Here is a 19025-nt window from a genome sequence, read left to right on the forward strand (position 1 = left end):
CTCATCGTAATTCTTTCATAATCATTACCTAAAACTTATTTTACATTGAAAAAATGGATAGACAAATGTCTATCCATTATTCTTCACGTTTACCTTCTTTATTAATTTCATGTAAAAGTGTATCAATTCGATGACCATATCCGATAGATTCATCAAATTCAAAGGAAATTTCAGGCGTTTTACGAAGACGAATACGTTGGCCAATTTCTGAACGAATGAAGCCTTTTGCCTTCGCTAAACCTTTTAATGTACTTTCTTTCTGTTCTTCATCACCTAAAACAGAAATATATACTGTAGCAATTTGTAAATCTCCACTCACTTGTACATCTGTTACAGTAACAAATCCGACACGTGGATCTTTAATTTTACGACTGATGATGTCGCCTAATTCTTTTTTCATTTGCTCGCCTACACGGTTTGCACGTAATTTCATAACTCTTCACCTCATTCAATACCATTCCAATTGTGTTATCGTACGTTCAATTTCAGGAAATGAATCGATATACTCAAGTACACGATTCATTTCTTTTTCACAAATAACACGATTTGAGGATACGGAAACAATCGCAATTTCTGTACGTTGCCATACATCTTGATGCCCTACTTCTGAAACAGCTACGTTATAACGCTGTTTCACACGAGTTAACACCCGTTGCAAAATTGCTCGTTTCTCTTTTAAAGAATGCACATCGTAAATCATACACTCGAATGAGAGAGAAGCGATAATCATCGCTTCACTTCTTCCATAATGTACGCTTCAATGATGTCCCCTTCTTTAAGATCGTTGTATTTCTCAATTGTAATACCACACTCATAGTTTTGAGCAACTTCTTTTACGTCGTCTTTGAAACGTTTTAACGTATCAAGTTGACCTTCATAGATTACCACACCATCACGGATAATACGCACGCCGCTATCACGTGTAATTTTACCATCTGTTACGTAACAACCTGCGATTGTTCCAACTTTTGTTACTTTAAACGTTTGACGTACTTCTGCTTGACCGATTACTTTTTCTTCAAATTCTGGATCTAGCATACCTTGCATCGCTGCTTCGATCTCTTCGATTACTTTATAAATAATGCGGTGTAAACGAATATCAACGTTCTCTAATTCAGCTGTACGCTTCGCATTTACATCTGGGCGTACGTTAAATCCAATTACAATTGCATTAGATGCAGAAGCTAAAATAATATCAGATTCTGTAATCGCACCTACGCCTGTATGGATAATTTTAACTTTAACACCTTCAACATCAATTTTACGTAGTGATGCTGCCATTGCTTCTACAGAACCTTGTACGTCCGCTTTCACAATTAAGTTAATTTCTTTTACATCGCCCTCTTGGATTTGTTGGAATAAATCTTCAAGGCTTAATTTAGATTTCTCACCACGTTGAGCAAGTAGCGCTTCTTGTGCACGTGATTCACCGATTTGACGAGCTTTCTTCTCATCAGCGAATGCCATGAAACGATCTCCTGCTTGTGGTACTTCGTTTAAACCTGTAATTTCAACAGGAGTTGATGGACCAGCAACTTTTACACGACGACCAATATCACTTACCATTGCACGAACACGACCGAATGTAGTTCCAACAACGATTGGATCTCCTACTCGAAGCGTACCGTTTTGAACAAGTAATGTCGCGATAGTTCCTTTACCTTTATCAAGTTGGGCTTCAATTACAGTACCAGTTGCATAGCGGTTTGGATTTGCTTTATACTCTTCTACTTCACTTACAAGAAGAATCATTTCTAGTAAATTGTCAATTCCTTCACCTTGAATCGCAGAAATTGGTACGAAAATTGTGTCTCCGCCCCATGCTTCTGGAACTAATTCATATTCTGTTAGTTCTTGCATTACGCGATCAGGGTTCGCAGCTGGTTTATCCATTTTATTCACAGCAACAATAATTGGTACTCCTGCTGCTTTCGCATGGTTAATTGCTTCAACTGTTTGTGGCATAACACCGTCATCAGCTGCAACAACAAGGATTGTAATATCCGTTACTTGTGCACCACGAGCACGCATCGTTGTAAACGCCGCGTGACCAGGTGTATCTAAGAATGTAATTTTCTTGTCATTTACTTCAACTTGGTATGCACCAATATGCTGAGTAATTCCACCCGCTTCACCAGCAGTTACTTTAGAGTTACGGATAGAGTCAAGCAATGTTGTTTTACCATGGTCAACGTGTCCCATGATTGTAACTACAGCTGGACGCTCTTTTAAGTTCTCTTCATCATCTTGCTCATCGATGAATGTTTCAAACTCAGTTTCGCTTACAATTACTTCTTCTTCTACTTCAATACCGTAGTCGTTAGCAATTAACTCAATTGTATCTTTATCTAAGTCTTGGTTAATTGTTGCCATAATTCCAAGCATGAAGAGCTTTTTAATAATTTCAGATGGCTCTTTACTTAATTTCTTAGCAAGATCACCTACTGTAAGACTTCCAGAGAAAGTAATTTTATCTGGTGTTTCTACAGTTTGTGTTTGTTGTCTTCCAGCAAAGTTCTCTTGACGCTTGTCTTCGTTTCCTTTGCCTTTTTTCTTTTTCTTATTGCTGTTCTTTTTACTACGAACAACTTTTTCTTCTACTTCAAACTCATCTGCAACAGAAGGTTTTTCAGTTTGATACTCATTATCTAATTTGTTTACTACTTCATCGTCTAACATTGTCATATGATTCGAAACCTCGATATTCATTTCTTTTAGTTTTGTCATAAGATCTTTACTTGAGATATTATGTTTTTTCGCATATTCATGCACTCGAATTTTACTCATACCTTCACCCCCGGTAATTTGTATCGAGCATGCTACGCAGCTTTTTCGCAAAGCCTTCATCTAACACAGCTACAACGACTCGCTCATCTCTCCCAATCGCATGCCCTAATTGTTGTCGATTTTCGACCTTTCTCATTGGTACGTTGTAGTACGTCGTTTTATCCGTAATACGCTTTGTAGTATTTACTGACGCATCTTCAGATAGCAACACAAGTTTTGCTTTGCCACTTCGTACTTCCTTTAAAACGAGTTCTTCACCCGAAATAATTTTTCGAGCCCGGTTTGCTAGTCCTAAAAACGATTTCCAATCGGACACTTATTTCGACTCCTTCTCAACAAGCTCAAGAAGTTCTTCATAAAGAGAACTGTCGATTTTCGCTTTTAGATGATGTTCCAAAACATTTTTCTTTTGAGCTTGAAGAATGCTTTCTTTATCTTTTGATAAATAAGCACCTCGTCCTGATTTCTTTCCAGTTAAATCAATAGACACTTCTCCCTCTTTGGAACGAACAATGCGAACGAGCTCTCGTTTTGATTTCATTTCTTGCGTTGCAACACATTTTCGTAACGGAACTTTTCGATTGCTCATACTCATCACCTCTACTCGATTTCGTCTTCAACTGAATCGAATCCGAATGCGACTACGCTATCTTCTTCTGTTACAATTCCAAGTTGTTTCGCATCAGACTCACTCTTAATATCAATTTTCCAACCTGTTAATTTAGCTGCAAGACGTGCATTTTGTCCACGTTTACCGATAGCTAATGACAGTTGGTGGTCTGGAACAACAACAGTTGTTGCTTTTTCTTCTTCATCTACAAGCACTTTAACAACTTGTGATGGGCTTAAAGCATTGGCAACATATTCTACTGGATCATTTGACCAGCGAACGATGTCAATCTTTTCACCTTTTAGTTCGTCTACAATGCGTTGTACACGTTGTCCTTTCGGTCCTACACAAGAACCTACTGGATCCACATCAATGTTCTCTGCATGTACAGAGATTTTAGAACGATCTCCTGCTTCACGTGCTACAGAACGAATTTCAACCGTTCCATCATAAATTTCAGGAACTTCCATTTCGAATAAACGTTTTAAAAGACCAGGATGTGTACGTGATACGTAAATTTGTGGTCCTTTTGTTGTTTTTTCTACTTTCGTAATGAATACGCGAATACGATCATGTGGTTTGTACTGTTCGTTCGGCATTTGCTCACTTACAGGTAATAAAGCTTCTACTTTCCCTAAGCTTACATAGATGAAACGAGCATCTTGACGTTGTACGATACCAACCATGATATCTTCTTCACGATCACTAAACTCAGAGTAAATAACACCACGCTCTGCTTCACGCACTCGTTGTGTTACAACTTGTTTTGCAGTTTGTGCTGCAATACGACCGAAATCTTTTGGCGTTACCTCAATTTCTAGTACGTCACCATCTTGATAGTTTGGATTAATTTGTCTTGCTTCTTCAACAGAAATTTCAAGACGTGGATCAAACACATTATCAACAACGTCTTTACGTGCTAAAACTTGGATTGTTCCCACTTGTGGGTTAAAGCTCACACGAACGTTTTGTGCTTGGTTAAAATTGCGTTTATAAGCAGAGATTAACGCTGCTTCAATCGCATCAATAATAATATCTTTACTAATTCCTTTTTCTGACTCTAATACGAGCAAGGCATCTAACAACTCAGTGCTCATGAAGATCCCCCTTCTAACTAAAACGTAACAGCAAGTCGCGCATTTGCAACTTTGTCCATTGGAATTTGGATTTCTTTTTTACGTGTTTTAATTGTTAATAATAGTGTAATTGTAGTACCATCGTAGGAAAGCATTTTTCCTTCAAACATCTTTTCACCATCAATCGGCTCATATGTTTTAATTGCCACTTGTTTTCCTACCGCTTGCTGGAAGTCTTTCTCTTTCTTTAATGGGCGTTCTGCTCCAGGAGATGACACATCCAAAAAGTAAAGATGAGGAATTGGATCCTCTTTATCTAAAGCTTCGCTTAAACGTTCACTCACCGCACCGCATTCTTCAATGTCGACTCCCTTTTCAGAATCGATGAATACGCGTAAGAACCAGTCTTGTCCTTCTTTCACATACTCTACATCTACAAGTTCAAGATTTAACTCTTCAACGATTGGCTGCGCAAATGCTTCTACAACTTCTGTGACTTTCTTATCCATAAACAGCCTCCTTCCTGCCGCCATGTACCATTTACAAGAAAAGACCCCGCCCATAGAACGGTCTATCTTATTCTTTCTCGTTAGCTAACAAAAGCCCCTGCCGTTAAGCAGGGAATATCTGTCTTAGTATTACCAAATTTAAGAAGTAAAACTTGTAACAAAATATGTATATACGACAGAAATTTCTTACCTCTCCACATCAATAAAATGTAGATAGTAACACGAAAGAGTGGGTTTCCCCACTCTTTTTTTCACACAATATACATGACATGGTTATCTCGGTTAATAGTATACCATAGCAAATGTTGATTTGCAAAGACTTTTCCTACCTATTAGAACAGTGATAACTGGTTTTGATCCGGCAAATCACCTAAACAACCTTGACTATCTAAGTACTCAATAATTGTTTTCGAAACCTTACTACGCTGCTGCAAGTCTTCCTTTGATAAGAATTCTCCATTTTTACGAGCTTCCACAATACTTAAAGCTGCGTTCGTACCAAGACCAGGTACCGCATTAAATGGAGGAATTAATGAGTCTCCATCAATAATAAAGTCTGTTGCATGTGAACGATACAAATCAACCTTTTGGAATGAGTATCCACGCTCACACATTTCAAGTGTCATTTCTAGTACCGTTAATAAACTCTTCTCTTTCGGCGCTGCATCTAAACCTTTTTGCGCAATTTCATCAATTCTTGCACGTATAGATGCTGAACCTTTCGCCATCGCTTCTACGTCAAAGTCATCTGCACGAACGGTAAAGTATGCCGCATAGAATAGAAGCGCGAAATGTACTTTAAAGTATGCAATACGCACGGCCATAAGTACGTATGCAGCCGCATGGGCTTTAGGGAACATGTACTTAATCTTCTTACATGAATCAATATACCAACCTGGTACATTATTATTTTTCATGTCCTCTTCCCATTCTTCTGGTACACCTTTACCTTTACGTACTGACTCCATGATTTTGAAGGCTAATGATGGGTCTAAACCTTGATAGATTAAATATACCATGATGTCATCACGACAACCGATAACTTCACTCAGCGTACATGTACCGTTATAAATTAATTCGTTTGCATTACCTAGCCATACGTCCGTACCATGTGATAATCCAGAAATTTGGACTAACTCTGAGAATGTCGTCGGTTTCGTCTCTTCTAACATCTGTCTTACGAATTTCGTACCAAACTCTGGTATACCAAGTGTACCTGTTTTACAGTTAATTTGTTCTTCCGTTACGCCTAACGATTCTGGCCCTGAGAAAATTTTCATTACTTCTGGATCATCCGTTGGGATTGTTTTCGGGTCAATACCACTTAAATCTTGTAACATACGAATAACTGTCGGATCATCGTGTCCTAGTATATCAAGTTTCAATAAATTATCATGAATCGAGTGGAAGTCAAAGTGTGTCGTTCTCCACTCAGCCCCTATTGAATCTGCCGGATACTGTATCGGTGAGAAATCAAAAATGTCCATGTAATCTGGCACAACGATAATACCACCTGGATGCTGTCCTGTTGTACGTTTTACACCGGTACATCCTGCTACTAAGCGATCAATTTCTGCATTTCGAATCGTCAAGTTATGATCGTTCGCATAACCTTTTACATATCCATAAGCCGTTTTTTCCGCAACTGTACCAATCGTTCCTGCACGATATACATAATCTTCACCGAACAGTACTTTCGTATAGTTATGGGCACGTGGTTGATATTCCCCGGAGAAATTCAAATCGATATCGGGTACCTTATCTCCTTTAAATCCAAGGAACGTTTCGAACGGAATATCATGTCCATCTTTTACGTATGGAACATTACATGTAGGACATTCTTTATCCGGTAAGTCGAAACCAGACCCTACAGAACCATCATTAAAGAATTCTGATTGCTTACACTTCGGACATACATAATGTGGTGGTAATGGGTTTACTTCTGTAATTTCCATCATCGTTGCAACGAATGATGAACCTACCGATCCACGCGAACCTACTAGATATCCGTCTACTAATGATTTTTTCACAAGTTTATGTGAAATTAAATAGATTACGGCGAATCCATGACCAATAATACTTTTTAATTCTTTTTCTAAACGGGCTTCTACTATTTCAGGTAACTCTTCACCATAAATGCTACGCGCCATTTTATAACTCATATCACGCGTTTCATCATCTGCACCTTCAATTTTCGGTGTATATAGATCATCTTTTACTGGATGAACATCACCAATTAATGATGCAATCTTTTGTGTATTCGTTACGACAATTTCTTTCGCTACGTCTTCACCTAAAAATGAGAAACACTCTAACATTTCATCCGTTGTACGGAAATGTACAGGTGGTAATGAATGTCGGTTTAACGGATTCGCTCCACCCTGTGAACTTACTAAAATTTTACGATACATTGCATCTTCTGGATCTAAATAATGTACGTTTCCGGTAGCAACAACTGGTTTATCTAACGTCTCACCTAGTTTTACTAAGTTAGAAATGATTGTTTTTAATTGTCCCTCATCTCGAACGAGTTCACGCTCTACTAAATGACGTAACACTTCTGGTGGCATTACTTCAATGTAATCGTAGAACTGCGCAATTTCTTCTACCTCTTCAGGAGCTTTTTGCATCATCGCCTCAAACACTTCACCTTTATCACAAGCCGTTCCTACTAAAATACCTTCACGATACTTTTTTAATAGTGATCTTGGTACTCGTGGTACACGGTAAAAGTAATTTAAATGAGAATATGAAACAAGTTTATATAAATTTTTCAATCCAACATCCGATGTAGCAAGTAATGTCATATGACTTGGACGCCCGCGTTTATATGCATCCCCTTGTCCCATACTATCGTTTAATTGATCGTGATATTCAAAACCTTTTTCAATTACCTCTTTTAACATTTTTACAAGTAAATATCCCGTTGCTTCTGTATCATAAATTGCACGGTGATGTTGCGTTAATTCGATATCCATCTTTTTACACAACGTATTTAAACGGTGATTTTTCATTTCTGGGAATAAGAATCGTGCAAGCTCTAACGTATCTATTACTGGATTTTTTGTTTTTTCTAAACCAGCTTTTTTAAATCCTACGTTAATAAAGCCCATATCGAAGCTTGCGTTATGAGCAACAAGTGTATGGTCGCCCATCCATTCTTCAAACTTTTTAAACACTTCGTCCACTTCTGGTGCGTCGGTTAACATATCATCTGTAATACCTGTTAATTCAATGATCGTTGCCGATAATGGTTGATGCGGATTTGCAAAAGATTCAAAGCGGCCAATAATTTCGCCGCCTTTTACTTTTACAGCAGCTAACTCAATAACTGTATCATATACAGCTGATAAACCTGTCGTCTCAACGTCGAAAACAACATACGTTTCCTCTGCAAGTAAACGATGCGCTTCGTTATACGCTATTGGTACACCGTCATTCACTAAGTTTGCTTCCACACCATATATAACTTTAATTCCGGCTTTTTTCCCAGCTGAATATGCTTCTGGGAATGACTGTGCAACAGCATGGTCTGTAATGGCAATAGCCTCATGCCCCCATTTACCTGCTTGAGCAACAAGCTTAGAAACTGGAGTAACAGCATCCATTTGACTCATTGGCGTGTGAAGATGCAGCTCTACACGTTTTTCGCCTTCTGGTGCTTTATCTTTACGAGACGGTCCTGTTATTTCATTAATATCATTTGCAATCATTACTAAATCTCGAACAAATGTATCATTTTGAACAGAACCACGAGCCTTCACCCACATTCCTTTTTTCAAGGATTGTAGCATTGGAATATCTTCTTTATCACGTGAGAACATTTTGATCATAATCGAATCTGTATAATCCGTTATTTTTAAAGTTAATAACGTACGTCCACTACGAAGCTCTTTCGTTTCCACATGGAAGACATATCCTTGAACTGTTTTTCTTCTTTCTTCATCTTGAATTTCTCGCATCGGTGTAATCTCTTCATCTGGCTTAATAAGATACCCGAGTGTGATCGGTCCTTCATGCACAACGCTACTTTCTTCAGCTTGCTTCTTCGCCATTTCTTCCATAGCTTGTATAACACGCTCGCGGTCCTCTTGCTGCGTTTGCTCACGAAACTTTTGCATTTCTTCTGTATTTTGCTGTATATGTGTGTCTAGCTGGAAACGCGGGAATCCAAAAGCCTCGTATTGATCCCCTACTGGTTTCGCAACGTTTTTCTTTAAAGCAGTAGATTCCAGCTCATTATTCACATTTATAAGTAACTTCACTCCATTAACCTGCGGAAGCTGCTTCTTTAAATAAGCAAACATAGGTGAAAATGTAATTCGTTCCGTACAAAGTGGCCAATACGCCCTCACTTCTTCTTCAGTAAATTGTTTGTTCTCTGTTTCTAATGCAAATGTTGTTCTTGCAATATGAGAAAATGATTGCTTAAGCTTTGTTTCTAGCAATTCATATAATTCTGTAGGCAAAATACGCGGCACTTGTAAGTCAAAATGCCAACTTTTATTCGCTTTATCAATAACTAGCTTTTCAATGCCACCGCCTTGTAAATATTGATTTATAAGGTCTTCTGGTATTTGCAACTGCTGGAGCAAAATTTGAAATCGCTCTTGTTGTTCATTTGTTAAAGACATAAGCACTCTCCTTCCATTTGCTATTATAAATTGAAACGTACTACAAAGAAAGATTTCTCCCTTCTTCTTTTACAAAATACGTTTACAAAGAAAGAGAAGGTACCTCGTTATGAGGTACCTCTTCTTATTTTAAAATATTAGCAATATATGTTTGAAGCTCTTCTACTTTCACTTCTTCAGACTCACCTGTAGCACGTACTTTCACTTCTACAATACCTTCGTCTGCTTTTTTACCAACTGTCACGCGAACTGGAAGGCCGAATAAATCAGCATCAGCAAATTTAACGCCTGCACGTTCTGCACGATCATCTAGTAATACTTCATATCCTTGCTCTTGTAATGAGTTATAGATGTTTTCACCCATTTCACGTTGTGCATCAGATTTCATATTTACTGGAATTACATGCACATGGAACGGTGCAACAGCTTTTGGCCAAACTAAACCGTTCTCATCATTAAACTGCTCTGCAATTGCTGCCACTGTACGAGACACACCAATGCCGTAACAACCCATAATAAGTGGTTGTGTTTTTCCGTTTTCATCTAGGAATGTTGCGTTCATTGCTTCACTATAACGAGTTCCTAATTTGAATACATGACCAACTTCAATTCCGCGTGCGAAAAGAATTGTTCCGTTTCCGTCTGGAGATTGATCTCCTTCTTGAATGAATCGTAAATCCGTATATTGACTTACTTTAAAGTCACGTTCTGGATTTACATTTACATAATGGAACCCTTCTTCGTTAGCTCCTGAACATCCGTTGACAATCGATGCTACAGCGTGATCAGCAATAATTTCAATATCACCTGTTACACCAATTGGACCTAATGAACCAACTTCACAATTTAATAATTCTTTTACTTCTTCATGAGAGGCAAGCTCAACAACGGAAGCACCGTATACATTTTTCACTTTTACATCGTTTACTTCATGATCACCACGAACAAGTACAACTACTAATTTCTCATCTACTTTAAATACCATAGACTTAATGCACTTTTCAGCTTCGATGTTTAAGAAGGCAGATACTTCTTCAATTGCTTTTTGGTCTGGTGTTGCTACTTTTTCAAGCGCTTTTTCTGCTTCGTCACTCTTCGTATACGTAGCTACAACAGGAGCCATTTCGATGTTCGCTGCATAATCAGATGTATCAGAGTATGCAATTGTATCTTCACCAACATCAGATAATACCATAAATTCATGTGTATCTTTTCCGCCCATTGCTCCTGAATCAGCAATAACCGCACGGAAATTCAAGCCACAACGAGCGAAAATGTTAGAGTATGCTTTGTATAAGCGATCGTACACTTCATCTAAGCTCTCTTGTGTAGCATGGAAAGAGTATGCATCTTTCATTAGAAACTCTCTTCCACGTAATAAACCGAAACGAGGTCTTTGTTCATCACGGAATTTTGTTTGAATTTGATATAATGTTAACGGTAATTTTTTATATGATTTCACTTCATCACGTACAAGATCCGTAATTACTTCTTCATGTGTCGCTCCTAATGCAAATTCACGAGCATTACGATCTTTCATACGCATTAATTCAGATCCGTAAGAATACCAACGACCTGACTCTTGCCATAATTCTGCAGCTTGCATCGCTGGCATTAATAATTCTACAGCACCTGCGCGCTCCATTTCTTCTCGAACGATTCGTTCTACTTTGTGTAGCACTTTTAATCCAAATGGTAAAAAGCTATAAATACCAGAAGCATTTTGACGCATAAAACCTGCACGAAGTAATAACTGATGACTCTTAATTTCAGCATCAGCTGGAACTTCACGTAATGTAGGACTAAATACCATACTTTGTTTCATTTATTCGCACCTCTTCATTTTACTCTTATACGCAGGAAAACCCCTCACCTCGAGTTAGGTGAGGGATTTTATTCTACGAGCTCTATTTCATTATAAGTTTCACTTTATTTTACAAGAAAAACTTACGAATGTCATTCCAAGTTACTACTAACATAAGTAACATTAATAATGCAAAACCAATAAAGTGAACCATTCCTTCTTTTTGACGGTCAATTGGTTTCCCGCGTAACGCCTCAATTAAGAAGAAGAACAAACGTCCACCGTCTAAAGCAGGAACTGGTAGTAGGTTAAATAAACCAAGGTTAATACTTAAAACGGCTGCTAAACTTAATACACGCGTAAATCCATAATCTACAACTTGATCTGTTAGATTATAAATTCCTACTGGACCTGACAACTCATTAATAGAGAATTGGCCGGTTACTAATTTCACAAGAGACTCAAAAATTAGTTTCGTCCATTGGTATGTTTGTTCAAAACCTGATTTAATAGAACCCATCACTGTTTTTTCTACAGGAGAGTAAACACCGATTCTACCAACTTCTTCTTTACCTTCTTTATCAAGCGTTGGCGTTACTTTCACATTAAACTGTTCACTATCACGCTTTACTTGTAACGTAATTTCTTTATTCGGATTTTCACGTACAATGGTAACAACATCTTTCCATGTACTTGTGTTTTTCCCATCAATAGCTTGAATTGTATCATTTTCTTTTAATCCAGCTTGCTCTGCCGCACTATTCTCCATCACTTTTCCGACCATTGGTTTGTCAACAGGAACACCTTGTACAAATCCAAGAATCACAAAAATAACAAATGCTAAAATGAAATTCATTGCAGGACCCGCAAAGATCGTTAAAGCACGTTGACCTAATTTCTTAGAGCCAAACTGTCTATTATACGGAGCAATTTGAATTTCTTCACCGGCAGTAATAATACGAGCCTTTTCATTCACTCGGAATGTTTGAAGCTCTTCCTCGTACTCTTCATAACCCGAAATTGTTAAATTATGCTCTAAATCAGCTTGTTCCACTTCAATCACGCGAACATTTGGATACTTTTCATATCCATCAAAAACTAATTTTACAACTTCGTCTTTTTCGTTTAATACAAGGCCAACCTTTTTCCCAGGCTTTAACTCAACTGTATCTGCATCCTCGCCAGCCATTCTTACATAGCCACCAAGGGGCAATAATCGAATCGTATACACCGTTTCATTCTTTTCAAATGAGAATATTTTCGGACCAAAACCAATCGCAAACTCACGGCATAAAATACCTGCTCTTTTTGCGAAATATAGATGCCCTAGCTCATGGAAAAATACGAGTGCACCGAAAATTAATATAAAGGCAATCGCTGTATTCAATTCCATACCACCTTTGCTAAATTTGTTCCATCACAAACCGTCTTGTGGTTGCATCAATTTCCAGAATTTCCTCTAAGCTCGGACGTGCAATGACATTGTGATGGTTCATTGCTTTTTCAATGAGGTCTTCCACTGTTAAGAAACCAATTCTCTTTTGTAAAAAAGCTTCAACAGCTACTTCATTCGCTGCATTCATTACAGCCGGCATACTTCCACCTGTTTTTCCAGCTTCATACGCAAAGCGCAAGCAACGGAAACGTTCTTGGTTCATTTTCTCAAAATGCAATGTACCCATTTCCCATAAATTTAACTGCTTTGTGTCTGAAAGAGGCAATCGATCAGGATATGTAAGTGCGTATTGAATTGGTACTCGCATATCAGGTGAGCCAAGCTGTGCCATCACACTACGATCTTCAAATTCAACCATAGAATGAATAATACTTTCTTTATGTAAAACAACATCGATTTGCTCGTAAGGGATACCAAAAAGCCAATGTGCTTCAATTACTTCTAGCCCCTTATTCATCATTGTAGCAGAATCAATTGTAATTTTCGAACCCATTGACCAGTTTGGATGTCGAAGCGCATCTTCTACGGTCACATGATACAATTCATCTCTCGTTTTATCACGGAAACTTCCACCAGAAGCCGTTATAATTAGTCGAGAAATTCTTTTTTCATTTTCACCATTCAAGCATTGAAAAATAGCTGAATGTTCACTGTCTACTGGAAGTAACGAAACATTATGTTTTCGCGCTGCTTCCATTACAAGATGCCCTGCAGTTACTAACGTTTCTTTGTTTGCAATTCCAATTGTTTTTTTCGCCTCAATTGCACGAAGTGTTGGTAACAACCCTACGCTACCTACAACAGCATTTACTACGATCTCCGCATCTGGATGTAATGCTACTTCTAAAAGTCCTTCACTACCATATACAATTTTTGTATTACCAGAGACAGCTTGTAATTTTAAAACATCTTCCTCTCTTTGCACAGAGACAATTTGCGGAGAAAATTCTTGAATGACTTTTACTGCGTAGTCAATATTTTTCCCTACAGAAAAAGCAACGAGACGGAATTGGTCTGGGTGCGAGCGTAATACATCTAAAGTTTGTGTACCAATTGATCCGCTTGCACCTAATAAACTAATGTTTTTCATGACTCCAACCCCTCGTTCATTTATTAATTGTATTGTAATAAGAAGTAGAGAATTGGTAAAACGAATAACCAACTATCTGTTCGATCTAATATACCACCATGTCCAGGTAAAATTGTACCTGAATCTTTTACGCCATAATGACGTTTAAATGCAGATTGTACTAAATCACCAATTTGTCCAAAAATAGAAATGATAATTGTCAGCACAATTAAAATTACTACATTCGATTCCACTGGGAAAAACATGTTGTAAACAAGCGCTACAATAATTCCACAAACGATGCCGCCTAATGAACCTTCAATCGTTTTATTTGGACTAATTTCTGGCCATAACTTTCTTTTTCCTAATGCTTTTCCTACGAAATATGCGCCTGAATCAGTAGCCCATATAACAAATAATGCGCAAAACACATATTTAATTCCTAAAATTCTCGTTTCATTCAAATATAAGAATCCCATTGCAACATATGTTGTTGCCATTAGTAAAAATGAAGCATTGTCAAAAGTAAATGTATTCTTAGAAAGGACTGTATATGATAAAAGTAATAGAACAATCACAAATGTGATTTCTAATTTACCTAATCCAATCCAAGTAAACAGTTCTGATGCACTACTTGGAATTAAAATAATCCATAATAATACTGCAGCTAAAACTGTTGGTACTGAAATAAGCGTAAGCTTATTCATACGAATTAATTCATATAAACCTATAGAAGCAAGTGCATACACTAAAACCGTAAAAGGCACGCCACCGTAAATTACGATGGGAATGAATAGCGCGGCAGCAACCACTCCAGTAATAATTCTCTGTTTCACTACCAAACCCTCTCTTTCTACACGCCTCCGAATCTGCGCCCTCTATGCTGAAAGTCTGTAATCGCATTTAGCAAATGTTCCTCGGTAAAATCTGGCCAATACACATCTGTAAACCAAAATTCCGAATATGCAATTTGCCATAACATGAAATTACTAATACGTAGCTCTCCGCTCGTACGGATTAACAACTCTGGGTCAGGTAAAGAACTCGTCATTAAGTAGGAAGAAAGCATTTCTTCGCTTACATCTTCAACACGAACTTTTCCTTCCTCACGATCTTTCATCATATGTTGCACAGCAGAAACGATTTCATCTCGACTTCCATAGTTTAACGCGAAATTCAGAATTAATCCCGTATTCTCTTTCGTCTCTTCCATGGCCTTCTCCATCGCTCTGCGTGTATGCGTAGGAAGACGATCTTGTTGCCCTATTACACGGACTTGTACGTTCTCTTCAATCAATTCTGGTAAAAATGTACCTAAAAATTCTTCTGGAAGCTTCATTAAATAATCAACTTCCTTTTTCGGTCTTTTCCAGTTCTCAGTTGAAAAAGCATAAAGAGTTAATACTTTCACATTAAGTTTGCTTGCAAATTTTGTGATTTTCTTTACAACTTGCATGCCTTCATGATGTCCCGCAATACGAGGCATCGCTCTCCTCTTTGCCCACCTTCCATTACCATCCATAATGATGGCAATATGTTCTGGGATGTATCCTTTTTTCACTTCTTCAACGAGATGATCAAACGATGTGTCCTTTTTACCTTTAAAAAAAGGAAAGTTTTTAAACATCATTCATACCCTCCAACAAGCAGACGTATGCCTAAAAGTGTAAAAAGACCCCCTTAAGAAGAGGGTCATATTTGCGAAAGTATCGCTATTACACTTCCATGATTTCTTTTTCTTTGTTTTTTGCGATTTCGTCAACTTTTGCAATATATTTATCTGTTTCTTTTTGGATATCTTCAGTATATCCTCTTAAATCGTCTTCTGTAATCTCGCCAGCTTTTTCAAGCTTCTTAAGATCATCGTTACCGTCACGACGTACGTTACGAACAGCAACTTTTGCTTCTTCAGCATATTTTTTCACAACTTTTACAAGATCACGACGACGCTCTTCTGTTAATGCAGGGAATGCAATACGAATTACAGTTCCATCATTAGAAGGGTTTAAGCCTAAATCTGCTTTTAAAATTGCTTTTTCGATATCACCGATAGAAGTTTTATCATACGGTTGAATTACAAGTAAACGTGCTTCTGGAACTGTAATGTTCGCTAATTGCACAACTGGTGTTGGTGCACCATAGTAATCAACTTGTACTTTATCTAATACAGACGCGTTTGCACGACCAGCGCGAACTGTTGCTAATTCGCGTGAATAAGCAGCAACCGCTTTTTCCATTTTTTCATTTGCAGACTTCAATACTTGTTGTCCCATATTTATTTCCCCCTTACAACTGTTCCGATATTTTCGCCTAACACGGCACGTTTAATATTCCCTTTTTCCATAACTGAGAATACAATTAATGGAATATCATTATCCATACATAGAGAAGAAGCTGTAGAATCCATTACACCTAAACCTTCTTTTAATACATCTAAGTAAGTAAGTGTTTCGTATTTCGTAGCTGTTGGGTCAATAGATGGATCTGCATTATATACGCCATCCACATTGTTTTTCGCCATTAAAATTACGTCAGCTTCAATTTCCGCCGCACGTAATGCTGCCGTTGTATCTGTAGAGAAGTATGGGTTACCAGTACCTGCTGCGAAGATAACAACACGTTTTTTCTCTAAGTGACGAACTGCTTTACGACGAATGTAAGGCTCTGCCACTTGACGCATTTCAATTGAAGTTTGTACGCGAGTTTGAATTCCGATGTTCTCCAAGCTATCTTGAAGAGCTAATGAATTCATAACTGTCGCTAACATGCCCATGTAATCCGCTCCTGCACGATCCATGCCCATCTCACTTCCAATTTTTCCACGCCAAATGTTACCGCCGCCAACAACAACAGCAACCTCTACATCTAGTTCTGCAATTTCTTTCACTTGTTCCGCAACTGACTTAATAACAGCTGGGTTGATTCCAAATCCTTGCTCGCCAGCTAAAGCTTCTCCACTCAGCTTTAAAACGACACGATTATATTTCGGTTTACTCATAATGAACCTCCAATTGCTTACATCTTTATTTTAAAAAAGGGAACACAATGTGTTCCCTAATCTGTATTAGTTACTACCTTTTACTTGGTTCATTACTTCTTCAGCAAAGTTGTCTTCGCGTTTTTCGATACCTTCACCAACAGCGTAGCGAACGAATCCTTTTAATGTTGCGCCTTTAGACTCAACGAATTGACGAACTTTCATATCAGGGTTTTTAACGAATGCTTGGTCAAGTAAGCAAATCTCTTCGAAGAATTTGCCTAGACGGCCTTCAACCATTTTTGCAACGATTTTTTCAGGCTTGCCTTCGTTTAATGCTTGTTGTGTTAATACTTGACGCTCATGCTCAACTTCTTCAGCTGTTACAGCATCACGATCGATGTATTTAGGGTTAACTGCAGCGATGTGCATTGCTACGTCTTTAGCAGCCGCTTCATCAGTAGAACCTTCAAGAACTGTTAGAACACCAATGCGTCCACCCATGTGTAGGTAAGCACCGAATGCATCTGCATCAGTTTTTGATACGATTTCGAAACGACGAAGTGTAAGCTTTTCACCAATTTTAGCGATTGCTTCGTTGATGTGCTCTTCAACTTTTTTACCGTTTTCCATTGTTTGAGCCATAGCTTCTTCAACGTTAGCAGGTTTCTTAGCTAATAAGTGAGCAGCTAATTCTTTAATTAATGTTTGGAAACCTTCGTTTTTCGCAACGAAATCAGTTTCAGAGTTTAATTCTAAGATTAAACCGTCGTTACCGTTTGTTTCGATGAAAGTTAAACCTTCAGCAGCGATGCGGTCTGCTTTTTTAGCAGCTTTCGCGATACCTTTTTCACGTAAGAAGTCAATTGCCTTCTCCATGTCGCCGTTAGTTTCTGTTAAAGCTTTTTTGCAGTCCATCATACCTGCGCCAGTTTTTTCACGTAATTCTTTTACCATTTGTGCAGTGATTGCCATACTTTTCATCCTCCTAAAATATGTATTTATACCTTTTATAAAGGTGTTTATACCTTAAAAAAGGTGATAAAAGGCCGAACCCCTTATCACCTTTCCAACTTTGTTACGCAGTAACAGTTTCTTCACCTTGTTTTGCTTCAAGGATCGCGTCTGCCATTTTAGATGTAAGAAGTTTTACAGCACGAATTGCATCATCGTTCGCTGGGATAACGTGATCGATTTCGTCTGGATCACAGTTTGTATCAACGATACCGATGATTGGAATGTGTAATTTGCGTGCTTCAGCAACTGCAATACGCTCTTTACGAGGGTCTACTACGAATAATGCACTTGGAAGACCTTTCATATCTTTAATACCGCCTAAGAATTTCTCAAGACGCTCTAACTCTTTTTTAAGTTGAACAACTTCTTTCTTAGGTAGTACTTCGAAAGTACCATCTTCTTGCATTCTTTCGATGTCTTTAAGACGCTTGATACGCTTTTGGATTGTTTGGAAGTTAGTTAAAGTTCCACCTAACCAACGTTGGTTAACGAAGTACATACCAGCACGAGTTGCTTCTTCTTTAATAGCTTCTTGTGCTTGTTTTTTAGTACCTACGAATAAGATGTCTCCGCCTTCAGCAGCGATGTCACGCATAACTTTGAAAGCTTCCTCAACTTTTTTCACAGTTTTTTGTAAGTCGATGATGTAGATACCGTTACGCTCTGTGAAAATGTAACGCTTCATTTTTGGGTTCCAACGACGAGTTTGATGTCCGAAATGAACACCAGCTTCAAGCAATTGCTTCATAGAAATTACTGACATAATATAGTTCCTCCTAAATGGTTTTTGATATCCTCCGTTTACTTCATCTCTAAGCGAAACTACAAACGTAGCACCAACACTTAAATCAGTAAACGTGTGTACTTTGTACTGACACCACTGCTTACTATATCATACTGAAATATTACAATCAAGTCGAAAATGCGAACAATGTAAAACTTTCTTTGTTCATACTCGAATTCTAGTATTACCAACCTGCATTTCTTTTAAGCAAAAAGTGAAATGCAATTCATGGCTTTTCAAAAAAATGCGATTATGACGCTATGTACGAACAACATCAATCTGTTATACAAAAAAACTCTCCT

The 19025-nt window shown here is 38.0% G+C and carries 17 protein-coding genes; all 17 read right to left on the reverse strand.

Features of this window, described 5'->3' with window-relative positions:
* Positions 1–76: 76 nt before the first annotated feature.
* The 17 genes from rbfA to rpsB all read right to left on the reverse strand — a co-directional run bounded on the left by rbfA (position 77) and on the right by rpsB (position 18702).
* Complete coding sequence (rbfA, locus tag PDQ68_RS05930; RefSeq protein ID WP_000776443.1) at positions 77–433, reverse strand: 30S ribosome-binding factor RbfA; 357 nt, start codon at positions 431–433, stop codon at positions 77–79.
* A 15-nt stretch (positions 434–448) separates the two neighbouring features.
* Complete coding sequence (locus PDQ68_RS05935) at positions 449–730, reverse strand: DUF503 domain-containing protein (protein WP_000582364.1); 282 nt, start codon at positions 728–730, stop codon at positions 449–451.
* Entirely contained in the window at positions 727–2787 is a 2061-nt protein-coding gene (infB, locus tag PDQ68_RS05940; RefSeq protein WP_000036345.1) for a translation initiation factor IF-2, read from the reverse strand. The genes PDQ68_RS05935 and infB overlap by 4 nt, the downstream gene beginning before the upstream one ends.
* A 4-nt stretch (positions 2788–2791) precedes the next feature.
* Positions 2792–3103 (reverse strand): YlxQ family RNA-binding protein, encoded by a 312-nt coding sequence (locus tag PDQ68_RS05945; RefSeq protein ID WP_001286523.1) that lies wholly within the window; start codon positions 3101–3103, stop codon positions 2792–2794.
* On the reverse strand, positions 3104–3376 hold the full coding sequence (rnpM, locus tag PDQ68_RS05950) for an RNase P modulator RnpM (RefSeq protein WP_000071128.1): 273 nt from the start codon (positions 3374–3376) through the stop codon (positions 3104–3106).
* An 11-nt stretch (positions 3377–3387) separates the two neighbouring features.
* Positions 3388–4494, reverse strand: coding sequence for a transcription termination factor NusA (gene nusA / locus PDQ68_RS05955; RefSeq protein WP_000102609.1), 1107 nt, complete (start codon positions 4492–4494; stop codon positions 3388–3390).
* A 17-nt stretch (positions 4495–4511) separates the two neighbouring features.
* Positions 4512–4982: a ribosome maturation factor RimP gene (gene rimP, locus PDQ68_RS05960; RefSeq protein WP_000359097.1), complete on the reverse strand. Its 471-nt coding sequence runs from the start codon at positions 4980–4982 to the stop codon at positions 4512–4514.
* Positions 4983–5314: 332 nt separating this feature from the next.
* On the reverse strand, positions 5315–9616 hold the full coding sequence (locus PDQ68_RS05965; RefSeq protein WP_061183968.1) for a PolC-type DNA polymerase III: 4302 nt from the start codon (positions 9614–9616) through the stop codon (positions 5315–5317).
* Between the two features lie 124 nt (positions 9617–9740).
* Entirely contained in the window at positions 9741–11441 is a 1701-nt protein-coding gene (locus tag PDQ68_RS05970; protein WP_000814305.1) for a proline--tRNA ligase, read from the reverse strand.
* Positions 11442–11550: 109 nt separating this feature from the next.
* Positions 11551–12807, reverse strand: coding sequence for an RIP metalloprotease RseP (gene rseP / locus PDQ68_RS05975; RefSeq protein ID WP_001090246.1), 1257 nt, complete (start codon positions 12805–12807; stop codon positions 11551–11553).
* A gap of 16 nt (positions 12808–12823) precedes the next feature.
* A complete protein-coding gene (gene dxr, locus PDQ68_RS05980; RefSeq protein WP_061183967.1) occupies positions 12824–13966 on the reverse strand; it encodes a 1-deoxy-D-xylulose-5-phosphate reductoisomerase in 1143 nt (380 codons plus the stop codon).
* A gap of 23 nt (positions 13967–13989) precedes the next feature.
* A complete protein-coding gene (gene cdsA, locus PDQ68_RS05985; RefSeq protein ID WP_000813584.1) occupies positions 13990–14781 on the reverse strand; it encodes a phosphatidate cytidylyltransferase in 792 nt (263 codons plus the stop codon).
* 17 nt (positions 14782–14798) lie between these two features.
* Positions 14799–15575 (reverse strand): isoprenyl transferase, encoded by a 777-nt coding sequence (gene uppS, locus PDQ68_RS05990; protein ID WP_000971300.1) that lies wholly within the window; start codon positions 15573–15575, stop codon positions 14799–14801.
* An 85-nt stretch (positions 15576–15660) separates the two neighbouring features.
* Positions 15661–16218, reverse strand: a complete 558-nt coding sequence (gene frr / locus PDQ68_RS05995; RefSeq protein WP_000531500.1) for a ribosome recycling factor — start codon at positions 16216–16218, stop codon at positions 15661–15663.
* A 2-nt stretch (positions 16219–16220) separates the two neighbouring features.
* The gene (gene pyrH, locus PDQ68_RS06000) at positions 16221–16943 is read right to left on the reverse strand and encodes a UMP kinase (RefSeq protein ID WP_000042663.1); all 723 of its coding nucleotides are present in this window, start codon (positions 16941–16943) and stop codon (positions 16221–16223) included.
* 66 nt (positions 16944–17009) lie between these two features.
* Complete coding sequence (tsf, locus tag PDQ68_RS06005) at positions 17010–17897, reverse strand: translation elongation factor Ts (RefSeq protein WP_001018580.1); 888 nt, start codon at positions 17895–17897, stop codon at positions 17010–17012.
* Between the two features lie 103 nt (positions 17898–18000).
* Positions 18001–18702, reverse strand: a complete 702-nt coding sequence (rpsB, locus tag PDQ68_RS06010; RefSeq protein WP_000111483.1) for a 30S ribosomal protein S2 — start codon at positions 18700–18702, stop codon at positions 18001–18003.
* Between the last annotated feature and the right edge of the window lie 323 nt (positions 18703–19025).

The sequence above is a fragment of the Bacillus cereus group sp. Bc010 genome, assembly GCF_027716745.1.
Classification (GTDB): Bacteria; Bacillota; Bacilli; order Bacillales; family Bacillaceae_G; genus Bacillus_A; species Bacillus_A pacificus.

Bases quoted from the DNA above. Each gene is read 5' to 3' on its own strand.
- rbfA (WP_000776443.1), bottom strand. From the start codon at position 433: ATGAAATTACGTGCAAACCGTGTAGGCGAGCAAATGAAAAAAGAATTA.
- PDQ68_RS05970 (WP_000814305.1), bottom strand. From the start codon at position 11,441: ATGAAACAAAGTATGGTATTTAGTCCTACATTACGTGAAGTTCCAGCT.
- rimP (WP_000359097.1), bottom strand. From the start codon at position 4,982: ATGGATAAGAAAGTCACAGAAGTTGTAGAAGCATTTGCGCAGCCAATC.
- tsf (WP_001018580.1), bottom strand. From the start codon at position 17,897: ATGGCAATCACTGCACAAATGGTAAAAGAATTACGTGAAAAAACTGGC.
- pyrH (WP_000042663.1), bottom strand. From the start codon at position 16,943: ATGAGTAAACCGAAATATAATCGTGTCGTTTTAAAGCTGAGTGGAGAA.
- rpsB (WP_000111483.1), bottom strand. From the start codon at position 18,702: ATGTCAGTAATTTCTATGAAGCAATTGCTTGAAGCTGGTGTTCATTTC.
- PDQ68_RS05965 (WP_061183968.1), bottom strand. From the start codon at position 9,616: ATGTCTTTAACAAATGAACAACAAGAGCGATTTCAAATTTTGCTCCAG.
- dxr (WP_061183967.1), bottom strand. From the start codon at position 13,966: ATGAAAAACATTAGTTTATTAGGTGCAAGCGGATCAATTGGTACACAA.
- PDQ68_RS05935 (WP_000582364.1), bottom strand. From the start codon at position 730: ATGATTATCGCTTCTCTCTCATTCGAGTGTATGATTTACGATGTGCAT.
- infB (WP_000036345.1), bottom strand. From the start codon at position 2,787: ATGAGTAAAATTCGAGTGCATGAATATGCGAAAAAACATAATATCTCA.
- nusA (WP_000102609.1), bottom strand. From the start codon at position 4,494: ATGAGCACTGAGTTGTTAGATGCCTTGCTCGTATTAGAGTCAGAAAAA.
- rnpM (WP_000071128.1), bottom strand. From the start codon at position 3,376: ATGAGCAATCGAAAAGTTCCGTTACGAAAATGTGTTGCAACGCAAGAA.
- frr (WP_000531500.1), bottom strand. From the start codon at position 16,218: ATGGGACAACAAGTATTGAAGTCTGCAAATGAAAAAATGGAAAAAGCG.
- uppS (WP_000971300.1), bottom strand. From the start codon at position 15,575: ATGATGTTTAAAAACTTTCCTTTTTTTAAAGGTAAAAAGGACACATCG.